At 62.9% G+C, this 18,875-nt stretch carries 17 protein-coding genes and 1 tRNA gene; 14 read left to right on the forward strand and 4 right to left on the reverse strand.

Going from position 1 to position 18,875, the window contains the following annotated elements:
• Positions 1–64: 64 nt before the first annotated feature.
• Positions 65–514, forward strand: a complete 450-nt coding sequence (locus HEQ16_13065) for a hypothetical protein (protein MCO4054950.1) — start codon at positions 65–67, stop codon at positions 512–514.
• On the opposite strand, the gene HEQ16_13070 is transcribed toward HEQ16_13065, so the two are convergent.
• Complete coding sequence (locus tag HEQ16_13070) at positions 511–1,578, reverse strand: IS1595 family transposase (GenBank protein ID MCO4054951.1); 1,068 nt, start codon at positions 1,576–1,578, stop codon at positions 511–513. The two genes, HEQ16_13065 and HEQ16_13070, sit on opposite strands and share 4 nt — an antisense overlap.
• An 83-nt stretch (positions 1,579–1,661) precedes the next feature.
• On the opposite strand from HEQ16_13070, the gene HEQ16_13075 reads away from it, so the two are divergent.
• On the forward strand, positions 1,662–1,919 hold the full coding sequence (locus tag HEQ16_13075; GenBank protein ID MCO4054952.1) for a helix-turn-helix transcriptional regulator: 258 nt from the start codon (positions 1,662–1,664) through the stop codon (positions 1,917–1,919).
• A 28-nt stretch (positions 1,920–1,947) separates the two neighbouring features.
• On the opposite strand, the gene HEQ16_13080 is transcribed toward HEQ16_13075, so the two are convergent.
• Positions 1,948–2,018 (reverse strand) — tRNA-Gly (locus HEQ16_13080).
• Positions 2,019–2,058: 40 nt separating this feature from the next.
• Positions 2,059–2,523 (reverse strand): hypothetical protein, encoded by a 465-nt coding sequence (locus HEQ16_13085; GenBank protein MCO4054953.1) that lies wholly within the window; start codon positions 2,521–2,523, stop codon positions 2,059–2,061.
• A gap of 455 nt (positions 2,524–2,978) precedes the next feature.
• Here HEQ16_13085 and HEQ16_13090 point away from each other — a divergent pair, with 455 nt between their 5' ends.
• The 11 genes from HEQ16_13090 (at position 2,979) to HEQ16_13140 (ending at position 15,603) form a co-directional block, all read left to right on the forward strand.
• Positions 2,979–3,671 (forward strand): nucleotidyl transferase AbiEii/AbiGii toxin family protein, encoded by a 693-nt coding sequence (locus HEQ16_13090; GenBank protein ID MCO4054954.1) that lies wholly within the window; start codon positions 2,979–2,981, stop codon positions 3,669–3,671.
• Positions 3,672–4,064: 393 nt separating this feature from the next.
• Positions 4,065–4,478 (forward strand): transposase, encoded by a 414-nt coding sequence (locus tag HEQ16_13095; protein MCO4054955.1) that lies wholly within the window; start codon positions 4,065–4,067, stop codon positions 4,476–4,478.
• Entirely contained in the window at positions 4,475–4,837 is a 363-nt protein-coding gene (gene tnpB / locus HEQ16_13100; protein ID MCO4054956.1) for an IS66 family insertion sequence element accessory protein TnpB, read from the forward strand. Before HEQ16_13095 ends, tnpB begins: the two co-directional genes overlap by 4 nt.
• A gap of 74 nt (positions 4,838–4,911) precedes the next feature.
• On the forward strand, positions 4,912–6,516 hold the full coding sequence (locus tag HEQ16_13105; protein MCO4054957.1) for an IS66 family transposase: 1,605 nt from the start codon (positions 4,912–4,914) through the stop codon (positions 6,514–6,516).
• 382 nt (positions 6,517–6,898) lie between these two features.
• Entirely contained in the window at positions 6,899–8,134 is a 1,236-nt protein-coding gene (locus tag HEQ16_13110) for a hypothetical protein (protein MCO4054958.1), read from the forward strand.
• Complete coding sequence (locus HEQ16_13115) at positions 8,131–8,760, forward strand: hypothetical protein (protein MCO4054959.1); 630 nt, start codon at positions 8,131–8,133, stop codon at positions 8,758–8,760. Before HEQ16_13110 ends, HEQ16_13115 begins: the two co-directional genes overlap by 4 nt.
• 274 nt (positions 8,761–9,034) lie before the next feature.
• Positions 9,035–9,406, forward strand: a complete 372-nt coding sequence (locus HEQ16_13120) for a hypothetical protein (protein ID MCO4054960.1) — start codon at positions 9,035–9,037, stop codon at positions 9,404–9,406.
• A gap of 625 nt (positions 9,407–10,031) precedes the next feature.
• Positions 10,032–11,060, forward strand: coding sequence for an ABC transporter substrate-binding protein (locus tag HEQ16_13125; protein ID MCO4054961.1), 1,029 nt, complete (start codon positions 10,032–10,034; stop codon positions 11,058–11,060).
• Between the two features lie 107 nt (positions 11,061–11,167).
• Positions 11,168–12,196: an ABC transporter substrate-binding protein gene (locus HEQ16_13130; protein ID MCO4054962.1), complete on the forward strand. Its 1,029-nt coding sequence runs from the start codon at positions 11,168–11,170 to the stop codon at positions 12,194–12,196.
• 30 nt (positions 12,197–12,226) lie between these two features.
• Positions 12,227–14,521, forward strand: a complete 2,295-nt coding sequence (locus HEQ16_13135; GenBank protein ID MCO4054963.1) for an iron ABC transporter permease — start codon at positions 12,227–12,229, stop codon at positions 14,519–14,521.
• Positions 14,518–15,603: an ABC transporter ATP-binding protein gene (locus HEQ16_13140; GenBank protein ID MCO4054964.1), complete on the forward strand. Its 1,086-nt coding sequence runs from the start codon at positions 14,518–14,520 to the stop codon at positions 15,601–15,603. The genes HEQ16_13135 and HEQ16_13140 overlap by 4 nt, the downstream gene beginning before the upstream one ends.
• Positions 15,604–15,895: 292 nt before the next feature.
• Here HEQ16_13140 and HEQ16_13145 read toward each other — a convergent pair whose 3' ends face one another.
• The gene (locus HEQ16_13145; GenBank protein MCO4054965.1) at positions 15,896–17,329 is read right to left on the reverse strand and encodes a phosphomannomutase; all 1,434 of its coding nucleotides are present in this window, start codon (positions 17,327–17,329) and stop codon (positions 15,896–15,898) included.
• A 248-nt stretch (positions 17,330–17,577) separates the two neighbouring features.
• On the opposite strand from HEQ16_13145, the gene HEQ16_13150 reads away from it, so the two are divergent.
• A complete protein-coding gene (locus tag HEQ16_13150; GenBank protein MCO4054966.1) occupies positions 17,578–18,750 on the forward strand; it encodes a DegT/DnrJ/EryC1/StrS family aminotransferase in 1,173 nt (390 codons plus the stop codon).
• Positions 18,751–18,875 lie beyond the last annotated feature (125 nt).

Raw genomic sequence — 18,875 nt, forward strand, 5'->3', positions numbered from 1 at the left:
TATCCGGTAGCAAACACATATTACGGAAATAGCGTTCTCGCATTCCCGCTGGCATACTACGGGAATGACGGAAGATGACATCGAAGACGGCTACGAGCGGACGGTTTCAGGGTTGCTCCGCAAGCGCGCGGAGATCGCTGGCGAGGTGAAGGCCAAGCAGGACGAGGTGCAGCGCCTGCAGACGGACCTCAACGCCCTGGATCGTGCGTTGAGGGTATTCGGTTTGCAGCGCGACCTTTCTGATGTCGTCAAGCGTCCGTCGCGTTCGTCCCATCTCAAGCGCGGCGAACCGATGCGGTTGGTGCTGAGAGCGATCGCAGTCTCCCCAGGGGCGACGACGCATGAGATCGCAGAGAAAGTGATGGAAATCGCCGGACTCGACCGGGACGATGGCGTCGTTCGCGAGGACATGCGCCGCACGGTCTATCAGGCACTGAAGGCGCACCTTGCCAAGGGGCGAGTCCGAAACGGCGAGCGGAAGGGTGTCGAGGCGACTTGGGAGCGTGCCGCCTAAGCGCCCGGAGGCGGTGGAGCGGCAGTGCCCGCAGCGCGGCGTTGCCAGTAGCCGGACCACCGCTTCGACTTCGGATGCGTTGCGGCAGCCTGCACAACGAGCTTGAACTGCGTGCCGTTCGGGATCCGGCGTGCATCCTCGCGCCATGCCATTTCCTTGGCGTAGGCGTCCAGGTAAGGGCCCGCGATATGGTGATGGATGCCGATCTCGCTGCGCCGGAGCCGGGAGAAGAAGCCTTCCGCGCTATTCGTGCAGGCTCCCTCGAAGGAATAGCCGTCCTTGTCATGGTTGATGCGTTTGGTCTCGAACCTGTCGTCGTATTCGACATCGTTCCACCACGGCGCTTCGTCCGCGTGGATAGTGCTCCCAGGCTTGACCCGCTCGCGCACCGTCTTGGCACCTTGGCTCTCGTGCCGCACGACGAACGGCAGCGTGCGTCCGCCTCGTTCACGCATCACCACCACACTCCTGCGCTTGCCGGACTGATTTTCCTTCAGGCTGCGGTTGACACGGTCTTTGACCAGATTTTCCGGTTTCACGTATCCACCGAAGTTCGCGCCGTCGATCTCGACAACCCCCTCGGCCATCCGCGCGTCGGTCTCTATGCCGAGAGCTTCCCTGAGCTTGTGCAGCATCACGAAGCATGTCTTGTGTTGTCCGCGAAACAGGCGACCCAGTTGCAGCGCCGCCTCGCCCTTGGCACCGTCGACGAAGGTCATGATGCCGAAGAGGATCTTCTTGATCGGCATTTTTCGACCGTGGAAGATCGTGCCCGATGTCGCCGAAAACTGCTTGAGGCAGGCTTGGCAGGTGAAGATGGGACGCGTCCCGTCGGGCTTCTTGTGGCGGTAGACGGCTAGGCATCCGCAGCCGGGGCAATAGGGTTCCCCACCGGCGTCTGCCCATCGGACATCGCAAAACAGCTTATGAGCTTCTTCATCCGTCAGCTGTGCGACCTCGTAGGCGCTGTTGGTGCGTGCCGCAGCGCTCTGCAGATACGGCTGACCACGACGTCGTTTAGCGACGCCGCTCTTGCCCTCCTTTCCCGATTGCTCGATGCCCATCATCAGGCGATGTTGGCATTATATGGCGTCCAAAGGTCAACGATAAGCGTTGACGTTGGTTAAGAAAGTTGTTCTCGATGGGCATGATCATTACTCCTGAACAGTGCCGCGCGGCGCGGGCTTGGTTGGATTGGAAGCAATCCGAACTTGCGGAGGCCGCATCTGTGTCGGCATCGACCGTCCGCGACTTCGAAAAAGAGCGGCGTATACCGACAGCGGCGAACGCCCGGGCAATCGTGATAGCCTTAAGCCGGGCAGGCATTGTCCTCACTTGGGACGAACGAGGTCTGCCTCTAGGCGTCGAGCGCAAAAGGATCCTTGACGCGCCAACTCAGATGTGAGTCTATGCGCGCCAAGGGTCGAATTCCGAGCGGATGACGGGATTCGAACCCGCTGTCGTCACGTGGGGCGTGCTGCCAGTCCTAACCGGCTCCATCCGCATCGAACAGGGCTCCGGCTGCAACCGGGGCCCTGGTCATTTCAGAGTTCCTCTCCGGCCTCCGCCTTGCGGCGGCCCTCGTCCGTTAGGAACCAAACTCGGCTCTGGTTCAAGGCAAGCCCCGCAGTTTTCAAGTGTGCCTTCGCCTTTTCGCTCATTGAGCGCGACCAACCTTCCGCCATCACCATGTCGTCAATCTCCTTCGCGCTCTTGTTGCCCTCTTTGAGGGCGTTCCACATCAAAGTCAGCGCAGGTCGACGGGGTCGCGCGCCGCTCGGATTTGCCACCACAACCTCCGGCTTACCGAACTCGACATCCGTCCCGCTATCCGGCGCTAGCGCCAATAAAGCCAAGCGCTGCCGGAAAGCTGCTATCTTCGCCTGGTGGTTCCGGGCGGCCGTTAGTATCCGCTCGGCGACTTCGGCCTGGATTTCACGGACCTCCGCCGCAAAGGCGGCCTCGGCTTGTGCGATGCCTGCGGCGATCTCCTTCGCCTCAACTCCCAATGACGCCTCCCGTAATTTCCTTCTTTTCCGTATCTCATCCTCGTAGGCTGTACAAGTCGAATCTATCCGTCAGCGTTACGCTTCCGTTCAGCCGCTTTTTCCGGTAACATCGACAGCATGGACCAGATCGCAGGATCAAGCATTGTGGAAGGGGGGCTAGACCAAAGCCGCCGCGCTCGCCTTGAGCGTTTGGCTGCGCGCTATGTCTGGTGGACACCACCGGAGCGTACGGTTGATGAGAACATGCCCAGGCTCATCGCCGCGGTCGTAGAGATGGCGACTTGGGAAGACGCTGTCGACCTTGAGCGGCTCGTCGGTGCCGACGTCATCTCCGACGTTCTGGACAACCCGCCGCCTGGTGTCGTCTCTGCTAAGTCGCTCGCCTATTGGCACACCCGCCTCGGTCGCCAAGGTGAGCCACCGGCTCCGAGAAGTCGGTTTGGAAGCAGCAATTCATGAGACCCAAGCTTGATATCTTGCCGTCAGCGCAGCGGTCACTATGGCCGCATCTGCGCGAGCTTCCCGATGACTTCGTGCTGTATGGCGGGACGGCGATCGCCCTTCGACTTGGGCATCGCGAGTCGATCGATTTCGATTTCTTCACAGACGAACCGCTTCCGGATGCCCGAAAAGACCGCTTGAAGGCTGAAATGCCGTTCCTACGACACGCTGACGTCATCCAATCCGATGCGGACACCTTCACGCTTCTGGCTCCTATCGATCAGTCAACAGTAAAAATCTCATTCTTCGGCGGCCTGAAGGTCGGACGGGTTGCGAAGCCGGACAAGACCGACGATGAGGTGGCGTGCGTGGCGTCCCTTGAGGACTTGCTGGCGCACAAGCTCAAGGTCATCCACGACCGCGCCGAGGGCAAGGATTATCAGGACATCGCCGAGATGCTCGAGCAAGGCATGGACCTCGCCCACGGCCTCGGAGGACGGCTGGCGTTGTTCGGGCCAAGCGTGCCGACGATGACGACGGTCAAGGCACTCACCTGGTTCAAGGACATCAACGAACCATGGCGTCTACCGGACCCCAGCAGGCAGATCATCCTGGAAGCAGTCAGGAAGCTCCCGGCCCGAATTCCCGAGGTCGAGATCGAAGCCGCGACGCTGCGCTGCGCTTCCGGCTCGAGCTACACGCCGTAGTCGAGCGGAACAACGTTTACCCCTACACAGCCTGCCGAGGCTCCCGTTCGTGACGGATCAAGGCGTAGCATACGCGTGACTTTAGGATTTTAGGCGTAATATGTGTTTGCTACCGGATACCGAGATAACGACATCGCATGAGACCGCTCTTGGCAAATCGCTTTTACAGCTGGATCATCAGGCATCAATTTGATGAATGACAGGACCATGCGCCGTCCAATCAAATCCCAGATGTCGCTCCTCGAAGTGATGGCAAACGAACACTGCCAGCGTTTGCGTTGCATCAAGTGTAAGCGTTCTGCCATGGCTGCCTTGCGCGGGGGCGGGTCCGGCATCGTATGAGCATGGTCTGGACGGTTGTTGTCGTCCTTAAGCCTATGCGCAAGGACGGCTATGGACACCCGGACGGAGATTATCAGCCAGGTTGAGCGCCGTCGTCGCTGGAGCGTCGAGGAGAAGGTGCGGCTTCTGGAGGCGACGATGCAGCCGGGCGCTTCTGTGGCGGCGGTTGCGGATCGGCATGGGGTGAGCCGGAGCCTGCTGTTTTACTGGCGCAAGCAGGCGAAGGCGGGGCTGATGCCGGGCGTGACGCCGCTGGCCTCGCTGGAGGCTCCGGTCTTCGCGCCTGTTGTCATCGCAGCCGAAGCGCAGCCGGGACAGAAGCCTTCACCAAAGCCCCCGCGCAAGATGGCTCCGCGTGCCGACTGCACGGTGGAGGTCAGCTTGAGCAACGGCCGGGTGCTGAAGGCGGATGAGGGTATCGCGCCTGAGCGGCTTTCGGCTCTTGTCGCAGCGCTCGACCGATGACGCCACAAACCCTGACCTCGCCTTTGGCGGGCGCGCGCATCTACATGGCGCTGGCACCTGTGGATATGAGGAAGGGCTTCGACGGGCTGTCGATGGTGGTGCAGGATCTTTTGAAGAAGGATCCGTTCCGCGGCCACCTGTTCATTTTCCGGGGCAAGCGCGCTGATCTGGTGAAGATTCTGATGTGGGACGGCACGGGGCTTTGCCTGTTCGCCAAGCGGCTGGAGCGTGGCCGCTTCGTCTGGGCAGTGACGCAGGATGGCGAGGTTGTACTGACGCCCGCACAGCTGTCGATGCTGCTCGAAGGCATCGACTGGCGCTCGCCGTTACGCACGGATCAGCCACGACGTGCGGGGTGAAGTGCTTCGCGCAAAAGGTCAAGATCGACATTGATTCAATAGCTTGACCCCATCTGCCCTGGTATCTTCACCTCATGATCGAAGCAGCGGGACAAGATAGTGACGAGGTGGCGCGGCTTCGCGCGCTCGTCGCTGCGCAGGCTGCAGCGCTGAAGACGGCGCAGGCCGAAGCTGCCGCCGCCAAGGCCGGTCTTCTTGTCAAGAGCCTGGAGATCGAGAAGCTCAAGATCCAGATCGCGCGGCTCAGGCGCATGCAATTTGGCCGCTCCTCGGAGAAGCTCTCCCATGAGATCGAGCAACTGGAACTGCGGCTCGAGGAACTGGAGATGGTCGAGGCGGCGAACAATGCAGCCATCGACGAGATAGCTCCTGCCGCTGATGCAGCAACAGCCAAGCCGAAGGCCACGCGCCGCCCTTTGCCTGAGCATCTGCCGCGCATCGAGATCGTACACACGCCTGCCATCGTGAACGACCCTGCCTGTGCTTGTCCATCCTGCGGAACGGCAGGCAAGTGGCGCAAGGTGGATGAGGATGTCCGTGAAGTCCTGGAGTATGTGCCGGGCCGCTTCGAGGTTATCCGCCATGTGCGTCCCGCCTTCTCGTGCCGCACCTGCGAGAGCATGGCGCAAGCTCCGATGCCGAGCATGCCGATCGAGCGCGGCATGGCCGGACCGGGCCTGATCGCCCAGGTTCTGGTTGGCAAATACTGTGATCATCTCCCGCTTTATCGCCAGGCAGAGATCTTTGCCCGCGAGGGCGTCGAGATCGAGCGCTCGGTGATGGCCGGCTGGGTTGCCAAGGCCGCAGAGCTTGTCGCGCCACTGGTCGAGGCGGTCGGTGCCCATGTGATGCGGGCTGAGCGGCTGCATGCCGACGACACGCCCGTGCCAGTGCTGGCGCCGGGCCTCGGGCGCACGAAGACAGGGCGGCTCTGGGTGTATCTGCGCGATGAGCGACCCCGTGGCGGTCAAGACCCGCCCGCCGCGCTGTATCGCTACACGCCCGACCGCAAGGGAGAGCGACCGCGCGAGCACCTCAAGGCCTTTGCAGGATTCCTGCAGGCGGATGCCTATGCCGGATTCAACGAACTCTATGCGACGAGTGCCACGCGTTCAGCCGCCGCAACCGAGGTTGCCTGCTGGGCGCACGTCAGGCGCAACTTCCACGACGTTCACGCCGGGACAGGCTCGCCCCTGGCACTGGAGGCGATGACCCGCATTGGCAAGCTGTTCGAGGTTGAGCGCCTCATTCACGGCCAGCAGCCCGAGGATCGGCGCAAGGCTCGTCAGGATCTGGCGCTGCCCGTCATGACCGAACTCGCCAGCTTCCTCGACCATTCCCTCGCCCAGATCTCCGGCAAGAGCGACCTGGCCAAGGCCATTCGCTATGCCCGATCGCGCTGGGCAGCACTCACCCGCTATCTCGACGACGGCACCCTCGATATCTCCAACAACGCCGCAGAACGCGCCATCAGGCCTCTCAAGCTCGGCGCCAAGAACTGGTTGTTCGCAGGGTCCGACGCAGGCGGCGAGCGCGCCGCCGCCATCTACACGCTCACCGAAACCGCAAAGCTCAACGGGCGAGACCCAGCGGGATATCTGCGAGCAGTCATCACCAGGATCGCCGATCACCCCATCAACAAAATCGCCGACCTGTTGCCGTGGAACCTTATGCCGTAGCCGTCAGAGGACGCTTACCATCAAGTTGCTGTCCGCTGCTTCTGAAAACGCCGCATTTTGGAACGAACATGAGCTTCTTCCAGCGCCCCACATCACGACTGATGACATTCAGCGCTCTCAGCATAACGAGCGCCCACTCCAGAATCCGACCCCTGCCAGCGGTGCACAGACGGGAATGATCCTAGTCGGTCTAGGATCATGGGAGTGGGGTGAAAATTTTTTACCCACCTCCTGCGACCAAGGTGAAATCACTTCCCGCCACGCCAACGGTATCAACTGCTCCACCCAGTCCAGGAAAATGCTTCCCAAGGCATTTTGTGACTTTCATGCCAACGGCGCAAACTTGGTCGAGCGACAGCAAGGCTGCTGAAGGATGCAGAAGATGACGACACAGTTCATCCACATCGACGGATTTCCCCAAGTGTCACGGGATGCACCTCATCGGAGCAGCCGCGGCATGATCGCCGAGCTTTCGCGCGAGGCCCACGCCTCGCAGCATATCGAATCCTACCACGCCAGCGGTGCACGGCTGATCTATGGCGACGACCCTTACGAGCTTCTCGAGTTGGCTGAAAAGCAGGCGGCTGACGCCGTCGACCGTCGGGGCTTTAAAATCAAGAAAACCAGTAACATTCTTTTCGTTGCAGTCGCATCATTTCCGTTTACGCGCATCGAGCGACAGGCTGACGATGGCTGGGTCGAAAGATATACGGCTTTCTCTGACCGAGTGGTCGCGTGGGCCCAGCGTCACTGGAGGGGGCTTCGGATCGCGATCGTCGAACATGTCGACGAAGACAAGATCCATCTTCACATCGTCATCGTGCCTCCAGTTCTGGCGAATGGCCGGCTCGATACCGGGACGGCTCATCCCGGCTTTGGCGCTGTCTCCAAGGTTCTCGATCGGCAGGCTCGAGAATTTAAGTTAAGTGAAGCCACACCGCGTGAGATCAAGGCTCGCCAGCGGCGCGCCTACTGCCATGCGATGCGTGAGTTTCAGAATGATTTTCACCGCCATGTCGGACATGCCAGCGGTCAGGCAAGGTTGTCGAACTCCCCGCGCTCTCGAGTGACACGAGAGCAGGCATTGGTCGCCCAAGCCCAGCGCCAGCGCAATCACGATCTCAACTTGTCGGAGCGTGATCTTGTTGTCGACCGTTTTCAGATGAACAGCAGGGAAGCTGCCGTCGCTGAAGCTGAAGCACGGATCGCCCGGCAAGCGGCCGAAGTCTTGGCGCAGCTGAACGCACTCAAAGCAGAGCGCCAGCGGCTCGCTGTGTTGGCCAACAAGATAATCCAGAGCATCGGTCAACGCGAAACAATGGCAAAGCCATCATCCATGATGGACGAAGCGCTCACTCGGCCAAACATGCCGATCAGCTATCAGCGTGTGGCGTCGCAGGATACGTCCAGAACAAATCTTACCTCGATGATCATTCCGCAGCTCACCCCTGACGACGCTATCGTGTGGGAAGAAATGCCGCGGCCAGCAAACAAAATAGATGGCGAGGGCCAACACCAGCGCCCGAAACCGAAGCTCAATGTCTTCGAACCGGTGGAAATCGAAACCGCTGCAAATGATGATGACGATCATGTCGGCGGACCGAGGATGACAGCATGAAGCCTTCCAGAAGCTACGCAGAGACCCAGGGCCTGAAAGTCGTCCGCCCTGCTTTATTCCCTCCCCGGCCAGCGCCAGCATGCGTGCCGATCAAGCCTTGCCAGCGCAACCTTGATTCAATCCATGCGAATGTTGTTTCCGAAAATGAGGGCCGCGAGCGGCTCGAAATTCGTCAACTCCCAGCGCCTGATGACGATTTTTCGGGGAAAGCCGTCAAGCAACACGAAGATCTGTATCGTCGCGGTCTGACGTGGCGCGATGCGGTATTCGTGTCGGAGTTTGATTCCAGATTGACACCGCCAGGGGGGCTTCTCAACGCCTTGCAGACTGAATTGATCGTTGCGATCCACTCCATCGGAGCCCGCAAGGCTTGGCAGGGTCAGTCACTCAAGGCCATTCTGGACGGCCTGTCGTTGATGAACCACGCAATCACCGAGCAGATCGACGCTGGGCTGGAAATGCCGCCGTTGTTGAATCCGACCGAATTGATCCGCGAGGCACCCTGGGGCTGTCTGCTGACGAAAGGACCAGAGCAGCCAGCGATCGGCCGATGGTTCCCGGGAGGCGGCTTGATCTATTCTGAAAATGGTCGGCTCTGGAAGGCGCTCACACCGCTGAGACAGTGATGTTTTGCCGAGGTTGTATCGCTGGAAGGTCGTCCATAGCCCACCCCCCCTCGCCAGCGAACAAAGTTGAACAACGGCCGGAACCAAAACCCGAAGATGTACTGCATTCGATCGAATCCGATCGTGCATCGATCGCTACATCCGCGGGCTTTTCTTGGGTTCAACCCTCTATTGTGCCATGGTGGAACTCCGCAATGACGCGGAAATTCGGCTGCCAGCGGTGTTGCGAGCACCGCCAGCAGCCTGACCAGAACCGACCGTTAGGAGGTCAATCATGGCTGCCACTATCTCTATCATCAATTCGAGCCGGCCTTCCACAGCCTCTGGTGCGCACTACGCCGCCATTGCCGAGGCACTCCACGGCCTTTCGCTGGAAGGGCTGCTGGTTGCCCATCAGCGTGTCCGTGCTGACATCGCTGATGCGGGTTTCAAGGTAAGCGACGCCGCCACCACGGGCATGATCGCCGAGGAAGAACGGTTGATCGCCGCTATCGCTGCGCTTCCGCCAGAGGGCATTCGGGACATCCGCCTGAAGGCCGAATGCTATCAGCAGACCTTCTGTGATGAAGGCCTGCCGACAAAGTCTTCTGCGATGCTCCACTCCGCCATCGTATCGGATCTGCGTCTGCTTGAGCGGCGCGGCTGAGACGTGTCCCAATCGGGCTTGATTGGGACACAGAACCGGTACACATTGATCAGGTCGAACCTCAAACGACACGCGCAAGTCGCTGAAAACATGAGATATCGGAAGAGTGGCTAGGAATCCTGGCGCCCCAGCCACTCCGCGCATGGCCGCCCCGTTTCCCGCCCTCCCCAACCTCACGCCGCTGATGACCAAACGCGAGCCGCCGCGTCTTCCCGCGCACGCCGATGTCTGAGACGGCGCAGGGCACTGTCTACGGTGGACCGCTTCAAGCGCCTGAGCCGCGTCCCGGTGCCATGGGTCCAGGCGACCCTTGCCACCCGCGCATGATGACGCTAGCGTTGTCACAAATTTGTCATGGAAGCGCCCGGCAAAGGGTGCCTTGCCGGGAGGTGAAGCAAGCTGAATCGGATCGCCAGCTCCGTCTTTGCTGATCGTGAAGCCTGACAATGTCGGCCATAGGCGAAAGCCGCATCCGACCCGTTTGCTTTGGCCTGCATGGCCAGAAGTCCCGGCCAGATCCTGTCCTCCAGCGCCCGCAAGACAGTTCATTGCCTTGCATCCATGGCGGCTCAACGCCTTAATTCAAACTGACAAACACAAGAACCCCCACAGAGGAACCACCCGAATGTCCATGACCCGTTGGCTGGCCGGCGCGGCCTTCATCGCAATAGCCGGCACGGCGCCTGTCCAGGCGCAGGGCCAGCTCAATCTTTATTGCTCGGTTCAGGTTGAATGGTGCACCGCGATCGCGAACAATTTCCAGCGCGACACCGGCATCACTGTGAACATGACGCAGAAGGGCTCAGGCGAAACGCTGGCCCAGATCCGCGCCGAGGCGCAGAACCCCCGCGGTGACGTCTGGTTCGGCGGCACTGGCGACCCTCATCTGATCGTGGCGGAAGAAGGCCTGTCGGCGGAGTACAAGTCAGCCGCCATGGGCGAGCTTCAGCCCTGGGCCATCCGCCAGTATGACGCTGCCAAGGGCCGCTCGATCGGGGTCTATTCCGGCGCGGTCGGCTTTGGCTTCAACACCGAACTGCTGGCGCGCAAATCGATTCCCGCCCCTGCCTGCTGGGCCGATCTCGTAAAGCCGGAGTTCAAGGGCGAAATCCAGGTCGCGAACCCCAACTCTTCAGGGACGGCCTATGTCATCATAGCCACGCTGGTTCAGCTCTGGGGCGAGGAGAAGGCCTTCGATTACATGAAGCAGCTCCACCCCAACATCAACGCCTATGCCCGCTCCGGCACCGGCCCCATCAAGGCCGTGGCGCGCGGGGAGACAGCCGTTTCGCTGTCCTTCGTGCACGACGCGGTGACCGAGAAGAATGCCGGCTTCCCCGTGGGCTACAACACGCCCTGCGAGGGCACCGGCTACGAGATCGGCTCGATGTCGATCATCAAGGGCGCGCGCAACATCGCCAATGCCCGGCGTTTCTATGACTGGGCGCTGACTCCCGCCGCCCAACGCATCGGGTTCGAGGTCGGCAAGCAGCTCCAGATGCCGTCGAACAAGAACGCGCCGCTGCCGCCTGGCGCTCCAGACCTCAGCCAGATGAAGCTCGTCGAGTATGACTTCGTGAAGTATGGGGCTGCCGCCGAACGGCGCCGCCTGCTCGGCAAGTGGGACGCCGAAATCGGCTCTCTGCCGCGCTGACGCGTCATCGCGAGCAAGGCGAAGCGATCCAGACCGGACACAAAGCTGGATGGCTTCGCTGCGCTCGCCATGACGACAATGCCCCCGAAACACGACCGGAGATGACCATGAACCGCCGACACCTGTTCACCGCGATTGCTGCCATCATAACATCATGGGCCGCATCACCTACCATGGCACAAGGCCAGCTCAACATGATCTGTGCTCCAGCCGCTGACTGGTGCGAAGCGATTGCCACTGGTTTCCAGCGCGATACGGGCGTCAAGGTCAACATGGTGCGCAAGTCGTCCGGTGAAATCCTGGCTCAGGTGAAAGCCGAGGCACAAAATCCGCGTCTCGATATCTGGTTTGGTGGCTCTGCAGAAACGCACATTACGGCAGCAGAAGAAAAGCTGCTGCAGACCTACACGTCGGCGAACATGGCGAACCTGCAGCCATGGGCAATCAAGGCGCATGAAGCGTCCAAGGGGTACTGCACCGGCGTCTCATCCGGCGCGATCGGCATTGTCTACAATCGCGAACTCGTGGCTCGCAAGAACCTGCCGATCCCGCGCACATGGGAAGACCTGCTCAACCCGGCCTACAAGGGCGAAGTGCAGATGCCGAACCCCAACTCATCCGGCACGGCGTATACGATCATCGCCGGCCTCATCCAGATCTGGAACGAGGACAAGGCCTTCGAATATCTCAAGAAGCTGCATCCCAACGTCAACGCCTATACCCGTTCCGGTGCGGCTCCGCTGCAATCGGTGGCGCGTGGCGAGAGCACCTTTGCGATCAGCTTCAATATGGAAACCATTTCGGCCCAGCAGGGCGGATTCCCGGTGGAGCTGACCTACCCCGCAGAGGGCACCAGCTATGAGGTGGCCTGCATGTCGATCATCCGCGGCGCCCGCAATGAACGCGAAGCGAAGCGGTTCTATGACTGGTACCTGACACCCGCAGCGATGGATATCGGCCCGAAGGTCAACCAGTTCCATTCTCCTGCGCACCGCAATGCGACGCCTGATCCGCGCTTGCCTGATCCAGCAAAAATCAAGCTGATCGACTATGATTTTGCCACCTATGGGGCTGCCGCCACGCGGCGGCGCATCCTGGCGCGCTGGGATGCCGAAATCGGCTCTCTGCCGCGCTGAGACCGCATACCTCTTGCCGAGATCGCGTGCATGACCGCAATCGCCCAGCGCCATCAGGCGGCGCCTGCCGCCGCGGTCGATCCCGCCATCTGGTGGTGGCTTGCCGCCGCCATCGGCGTGTGCGTGCTGCCCTGGCACATGCAGCAGGATGGATTGGGCCTGGGCGGCTTCGTCGCCCTGTTCAAGAGCGATGCCGAGGCGTCGAGCGCGCTTGGACAATCGCTGTTCCACAAGCGCTTCTGGTTCTGGCCGGTCATTGCGGCGCTGGCGGCTGCGCTCGCGGCGTTCCGGCCCGGGCTTGAGCGGCGCGGCCGCGGCAATCTCCTGCTCGCAGCCGGCCTTGCCGGGCTTGTCGCCATCATCGCGCAGGGCTGGTTCATCGGCGTGCGGGGCTGGAGCTATCCGTTCCTGGAACAGGCCTTCGGTGAACTTGATGATCGACAGTTCGGCATCGGCCTGGGTGGCGCCCTCGCCTTCGCCAGCTTCGCGGCGCTGGCCACCACAGGCCTCGCCTTGCGCGGCCTGTTCGGGGGCGATCGCTTCGTGGCCGGCTCCGTGGGGCTGCTCATCGCCTCTATCGTGCTGTTCACGGTGTGGCCGGTCCTGACCATCCTCGGCCAGGCGCTGCGCCCGCCCTCCGACATGACCTTCGCGGCGGCCTTCATGGACCGCATGTTCCACCCCAAGGTCTGGGGCCTTGCCTGCGTCTATTCGGGCTCATCGTGCGGCGTGGCGTGGAACACGCTGATGCTTGGCATGGCCACGGCCACCGCCTGCACCGTGCTTGGCCTTGCCTTTGCCCTCGTGGTCACGCGCACCGGTTTCAGGCTGAAAAAACCGCTGAGACTGCTCACCGTGCTGCCCATCATCACCCCGCCCTTCGTGATTGGCCTCGGCCTCATCCTCATCTTCGGCCGTTCGGGCCTGATCAACCAGTGGGTCGCCGCGCTGACCGGCGTCGAGTTGGGCCGCTGGATCTATGGCTTCGATGGCGTCTGGCTGGCTCAGGTCTTTTCCTTCACCCCCACCGCCTTCCTCGTGCTGATTGGCGTGGTGCAAGGCATCTCGCCAACCATGGAGGAAGCGTCCCAGACGCTGCGCGCAGACCGGATGCGCACCTTCACCTCGGTGACGCTGCCTCTGATGCGCCCGGGCCTCACGAACGCCTGGCTGGTGGTGTTTGTGGAAAGCCTCGCCGATTTCGGCAATCCCATCCTGCTGGGCGGCTCCTTCGGCGTGCTGTCCACCGAGATCTTCTTCGCCGTGGTCGGCGCCCAGGCCGATTTCGGCCGCGCCGGCACGCTCGCGCTGATCCTGCTCATCTTCGCGCTCATCGCCTTCATGGTGCAGCGCGCGGTGCTTGGCCGGGCGTCCTATGTGTCAATGAGCGGCAAGGGCGACAGCGGCCTGCCCACACCCCTTCCCGCCTCGGTCAAGGCGGCCGCCTACTGCATCGCGCTGCCCTGGGCGGCCATGACGATCTTCGTCTATGTCCTCGCCCTCGCCGGCGGCTTCGTGAAGGTCTGGGGCCGCGACTGGACGCCAACCCTGTCGCATTTCGGCAGGGCCTTCGCGCTCGAGTGGACGCCAAATGGCATCCTGTGGACAGGTGGGGCCTGGAGCTCCTTCTTCACCACCATCCAGTTGGCCGCGATCGCGGCGCCGATCACGGCCGTCATCGGCCTGCTGGCGGCCTGGGTGCTGTCGCGCCAGCAGTTCACCGGCAAGATCGTGCTGGAATTTGCGCTGATGCTGACCTTCTGCGTGCCGGGAACTGTGATCGGCGTCGCCTACATCCTCACCTACAACGTGCCCCCCGTGGAGATCACCGGCACGGCCATCATCCTCATCATCTGCTTTGTCTTCCGCAACCTGCCCGTGGGCGTGCGCTCTGGCATGGCGGCCATGAGCCAGCTCGACAAGAGCCTCGACGAGGCCTCCACAACCTTGCGGGCCTCGACCTTCCGCACGCTGACGCGGGTGGTGATGCCCCTGCTCAAGCCCGCGATCGTGACGGCGCTGATCTATTCCTTCGTGCGAGCGATGACGACGGTGTCGGCCGTGATCTTCCTGGTCTCGGCGCAGTACGAGATGGCGACCGTCTTCATCATCAACCGGGCGATCAATGGCGATTACGGCATCGCCATCGCCTATTCCACGGCCCTGATCGTGTTGATGATGGTAGCGATCGGCCTCATCCAGCTCGTCGTGGGCGAGCGGCGGCTTGGCCGCCGCACAAGCACGCCCGCCCCCGATGCCGATGCGCCGGACGCCGAGGCATCCACCGCCAAACCAGGCGCCATACCTGCCGGAGCACGCGCATGAACGCGGTGACACCCCTTTCCACCCAGGCGCAGGCCGCGGAGGTGCGGCTTGAGAAGATCACCAAGCGCTACGGCAAGGTCACCGCCGTCAAGCCGCTTGATCTCGTCATTCCCGCCGGCAGCCTCGTGACGCTGCTTGGGCCCTCTGGCTGCGGCAAGACCACGCTGCTGCGCATGATCGCGGGGCTGGAGCGTTCCACCGAGGGCAAGCTCTCGATTGGCGGCAAGGATGTGACCCATCTCTCCGCCGGCGAACGCAATGTCTCGATGGTGTTCCAGTCCTATGCCCTGTTCCCGCACATGAACGTGCTCGACAACGTGGCCTATGGCCTGGTTTCGGGCGGCATGAAGCGCGGCGAAGCCCACGCCAAGGCGCAGGAGGCCCTCGCCACCGTCGGCCTCAAGGGTTTCGGGCAGCGCCTGCCTTCCGAGATGAGCGGCGGCCAGCAGCAGCGCGTCGCGGTGGCGCGGGCGCTCGTCCTCAAGCCGGACGTGCTGCTGTTCGACGAGCCCTTGTCGAACCTCGACGCCCGCCTGCGCCGCTCCATGCGCGAGGAGATCCGCGCGCTGCAGAAGGCGCTTGGCGTCACGGTGGTCTATGTCACGCACGACCAGTCAGAGGCGCTCGCCGTGTCCGATCTGATCGTCGTCATGCGCGCCGCCGAGATCGCCCAGATGGGCACGCCGCGCCAGCTCTACGAGGAGCCGGACAATGTCTTCGTCGCGACATTCATGGGCGAGGCGAACCATGTGAGGGGCATCCTCGACGCAACCGACGCCGCGAAGGGCTTGGTCACGCTCGATGGGCTTCGCATCGCCCTGCCCCACCGCAATCTCCCCTCCGGCGATGTCGATGTGGTGATCAGGCCCGAGGCCATCCGCTTCGTGGAGCCTGATGTGCAGGGCTGCCTCAAGGCCACGATCCGCACCGCGACCTACATGGGCGCTCATGCGGAGTACAATCTCGACACGGCCGTGGGGTCGCTCTTCGCCATTGCGCCGGAAGCGGCGTCCCTCAGGTCCGTCGGCACGCCTGTTGGTGTCATGCTCGCCGATCGCGGCGTGTTCGCCGTCAAGCCCTGATCAAGGACGATAAAGCGCCAGCGTCCAGATCGCGACCCCGCACCTCCAGTCCCGGCGAAAGCCTTGCAGCGCCCTCATTGTCTGAAACGATGGCCGGCCTGCCTTCGGCCCTGCGGCCATCAGGATGAAGGGCACAGCCTCTTCAGGGCTCGTCTGACGCACGACCACCTGCGCTCCTGCCCGGATTCCCTCATCTTCAGGAAGAGCACAATGTCGAGCGTGTTGTGAGGAACGGGGCCGGTTGCGCCTCGAAACAGGAATGGTCACCGCTTCAGTCCAGCGGGGCGGGACGTCAGCCACTGCGGGAAGCCCATTCTCGCACCCGCGCCATCCCGCGGTCGGCCAGCAGCGCCGCGTCAGGGGCATTCGCCGCCTCGACGTAGCAGCGCATTTCCGGCGCGTTGCCCGAAGGTCTGAGGTGGATGATGGCTCCGCCGGCCATGATGACCCTTAGCCCGTCCGTCAGATCGACGCGGGCGGCTTCGCCGAACGGCCGGAAGAACTCCCTGCGTTCGTTGTCATCAGCCACAAGCCGCCCGATGAGCGCCTGCGCGGTCTCGGTGGGAAACGGCCTGATCAGTCCGCTCTGGGCTGCGGGCAGTCCAAGCTGCGCCACGCCTTGGCTGATCGGCACACCTTGCGCGAGAGTCGCCGCAAGGGCGGCGAGCAATGGCAGCATGCAGTCGCGGGTCGGCAGCGGCGACAGCTCTGCCCGGCCCACAATGAAAGCCGTCTGCGTCAGGAGCCCGCCATTCGCCTCGAAGCCAAGGATGCGGGTCTTGCCCGCACGAGCCGCCTCATCCATCGCCGCGATCACGTAAGGCGAGCCGACGCGCGTTCGCATCACCGACCCTGGCGCGAGGCCCTCGATGCCCGAGCTCGATGTGATCGGCGTCACGATGACGCTGGCGTCAAGCTCGCGCGCAGCAATCAGCCCCACGACATCGCCCCGCACGCACTGGCCAGCCTCGTCGGCGAGAAGCGGTCTGTCGCCGTCGCCATCCGCCGTGACCAGCGCATCGAGCCGATGCTCCTGCGTCCAGCCGGCGATGAGCGCGCGCACCTCGTCCGTCACGGCTTCTGTATCGACAGGAATGAAGCTTTCGGAGCGTCCGAGCCGGACCAGCGTCGCGCCGGTGGACTCAAGCACGCGGGCAAGGACATCGCGCGCCACGGTGCTGTGCTCATAGATGCCGATCCGGCAGCCTGCCAGCGCCCCATCGGCGATCACTCCGCGATAGCGCGTGACAAAGGCATCGGTCGCCGCTTGCTCCAGGGCGCCGTCAGGCTGGGGCAGGTTCGCGGAACTGCCCCAGCCTGCCCAACTCCCTGCCGCACCCTCGCCGATCGCGATCTCATCGGTCTTGTCGATTTCGCCATCGGGCCGGTAGAACTTCACCCCGTTGCGATCTGCCGGGATGTGCGAGCCCGTCACCATCAGGCTCGCGGCCTTCCGGCTCATGGCGTGGAAGGCCAGCGCCGGCGTGGGCAGCGCGCCGCAATCGACCGGAACGAGCCCCTCGGCTGCAAGCGCCGCCATGCACTGGGATGCGATGACCGGGCTCGAATCACGAAAATCGCGGCCGATGTAGACCGTGTCCCCGGCCCGGCTGGCGCCCCTCGCGATCAGGTGCCGGGCGAAGCCCCGGGCATGACGGGCGGCGGCGCCCTCGACCAGCTCCTCGATCAGGCCCCTGAGCCCGCTCGTTCCGAATTTCGCCGCCATGGTGGTCCTCGCTTGCTCATATGCTCACCCGTCGGCCCAGGGCCGATTCTCGGTCGGCAAGCTTAATCGGGCCTTTGTGCTTTGGCGCTTGCGACAACATTCTTGCGACAACATTATGGTCATGCCGTCAGCGCGCCCCTGTTTGGTGCGCCCTGTGACATATTCAGCAACCAATTTTGATTGGGCCGTGGCGTTTCAACGGCTTAACCAGCGATGGCCTCGCGCGGGTTCGCGGCGCGTGATTCGCCATGCGCCATTCTGGCGCCGTTCTGACAGGACCGCCCGTGACGTCCATCCCTTCCATCAACTTCATCGATCTCAACGCACAGCGCCAGCATATCGGCCCCGCCATGGATGAGGCTGTCCTGCGGGTCGTGCACGGCGGCCGCTACATCCTTGGCCCCGAGGTAGCGCAGTTCGAGCGCGAGCTTGCCGGTTTCTGCGGCGCGAGGCACGCGCTGGCGTGCGCGAACGGCACGGATGCGATTGCACTGTGCCTCATGGCCATGGCGTTCCGCCCCGGCGATGCGGTGATCTGCCCGAGCTTCACGTTTGCGGCCACAGCCGAGGTCGTGGCATGGCTTGGCGCGACCCCCGTTTTTGCCGACATCGAGGAAACCACCTACAATCTTGACCCGCGCGGGCTGGCCTCCGCCCTGTCGACGGCACGGCAGCTGGGACTCAAGCCGCGCGCCCTCATCGCGGTGGACCTGTTCGGCCACCCTGCGGATTACGACGCAATCGAGATGTTCTGCGCCGAGAACGACCTGGTGCTGATCGCAGATTCCGCACAGGGGTTTGGCGCCCGCTACAAGGGCCGCGTCGCAGGCGCGATTGGCCATTTCGCCACCACGAGCTTCTTTCCGGCCAAGCCGCTGGGCTGCTATGGCGATGGCGGCGCTGTGCTCACCGCGGATGAGGAGATGCTGTCGGTGATGCGCTCGCTCCACGTCCACGGCCAGGGCACGGACAAGTACGACAATGCACGCATCGGCGTGAACTCGCGTCTGGACACGATTCAGGCCGCCGTTCTCCTCGAGAAGCTGAAGGTTTTCGAGGACGAGATCGCGCGCCGGCAGATCGTGGCGGGCCGCTACGCCACCGGCCTTGGCGATGTCGCCATCGTGCCGACGGTGGCTGACGGCTGCGTCTCGACCTGGGCGCAATACACGATCCGCGTGCCGGCCGCCCGCCGTGCCGCTTTCATCGAGGCGTTGAAAGCCAGGGGCGTGCCGACCGCCATCTACTATCCCAAGCCGCTGCATCAACAGACCGCCTATCGCCGCTTCCCGGTGGCGGGAAATGGCCTGCCGGTTTCCGAGCGCCTGTGCCACGAGGTCGTGGCCCTGCCGATGCACCCCTATCTCGACGAGGCCACGCAAGGCTACATCATCGAGACGGCGCGCTCAGCGCTGGCTTGAGCGCGGGACTTGACGCTCTGGACGGCCCCGTCTAGCTCCTCAGGAGGCTTGCGGCGCTGCCCGGCCTCTCGCCAGGCCCGTCCGCATCGGGGCGCGCCTCATCAGGACCCGAGTTTGAGCCAGGA

Origin of the sequence: Bosea sp. (in: a-proteobacteria) (genome assembly GCA_023910605.1) — a bacterium.
Taxonomy (GTDB): domain Bacteria; phylum Pseudomonadota; class Alphaproteobacteria; order Rhizobiales; family Beijerinckiaceae; genus Allobosea.

Coding starts and splice junctions, on each gene's coding strand:
- HEQ16_13065 (MCO4054950.1), top strand. CDS start 65: ATGACGGAAGATGACATCGAAGACGGCTACGAGCGGACGGTTTCAGGG.
- HEQ16_13070 (MCO4054951.1), bottom strand. CDS start 1,578: ATGGGCATCGAGCAATCGGGAAAGGAGGGCAAGAGCGGCGTCGCTAAA.
- HEQ16_13075 (MCO4054952.1), top strand. CDS start 1,662: ATGATCATTACTCCTGAACAGTGCCGCGCGGCGCGGGCTTGGTTGGAT.
- HEQ16_13090 (MCO4054954.1), top strand. CDS start 2,979: ATGAGACCCAAGCTTGATATCTTGCCGTCAGCGCAGCGGTCACTATGG.
- HEQ16_13095 (MCO4054955.1), top strand. CDS start 4,065: ATGGACACCCGGACGGAGATTATCAGCCAGGTTGAGCGCCGTCGTCGC.
- tnpB (MCO4054956.1), top strand. CDS start 4,475: ATGACGCCACAAACCCTGACCTCGCCTTTGGCGGGCGCGCGCATCTAC.
- HEQ16_13105 (MCO4054957.1), top strand. CDS start 4,912: ATGATCGAAGCAGCGGGACAAGATAGTGACGAGGTGGCGCGGCTTCGC.
- HEQ16_13110 (MCO4054958.1), top strand. CDS start 6,899: ATGACGACACAGTTCATCCACATCGACGGATTTCCCCAAGTGTCACGG.
- HEQ16_13115 (MCO4054959.1), top strand. CDS start 8,131: ATGAAGCCTTCCAGAAGCTACGCAGAGACCCAGGGCCTGAAAGTCGTC.
- HEQ16_13120 (MCO4054960.1), top strand. CDS start 9,035: ATGGCTGCCACTATCTCTATCATCAATTCGAGCCGGCCTTCCACAGCC.
- HEQ16_13125 (MCO4054961.1), top strand. CDS start 10,032: ATGTCCATGACCCGTTGGCTGGCCGGCGCGGCCTTCATCGCAATAGCC.
- HEQ16_13130 (MCO4054962.1), top strand. CDS start 11,168: ATGAACCGCCGACACCTGTTCACCGCGATTGCTGCCATCATAACATCA.
- HEQ16_13135 (MCO4054963.1), top strand. CDS start 12,227: ATGACCGCAATCGCCCAGCGCCATCAGGCGGCGCCTGCCGCCGCGGTC.
- HEQ16_13140 (MCO4054964.1), top strand. CDS start 14,518: ATGAACGCGGTGACACCCCTTTCCACCCAGGCGCAGGCCGCGGAGGTG.
- HEQ16_13145 (MCO4054965.1), bottom strand. CDS start 17,329: ATGGCGGCGAAATTCGGAACGAGCGGGCTCAGGGGCCTGATCGAGGAG.
- HEQ16_13150 (MCO4054966.1), top strand. CDS start 17,578: ATGCGCCATTCTGGCGCCGTTCTGACAGGACCGCCCGTGACGTCCATC.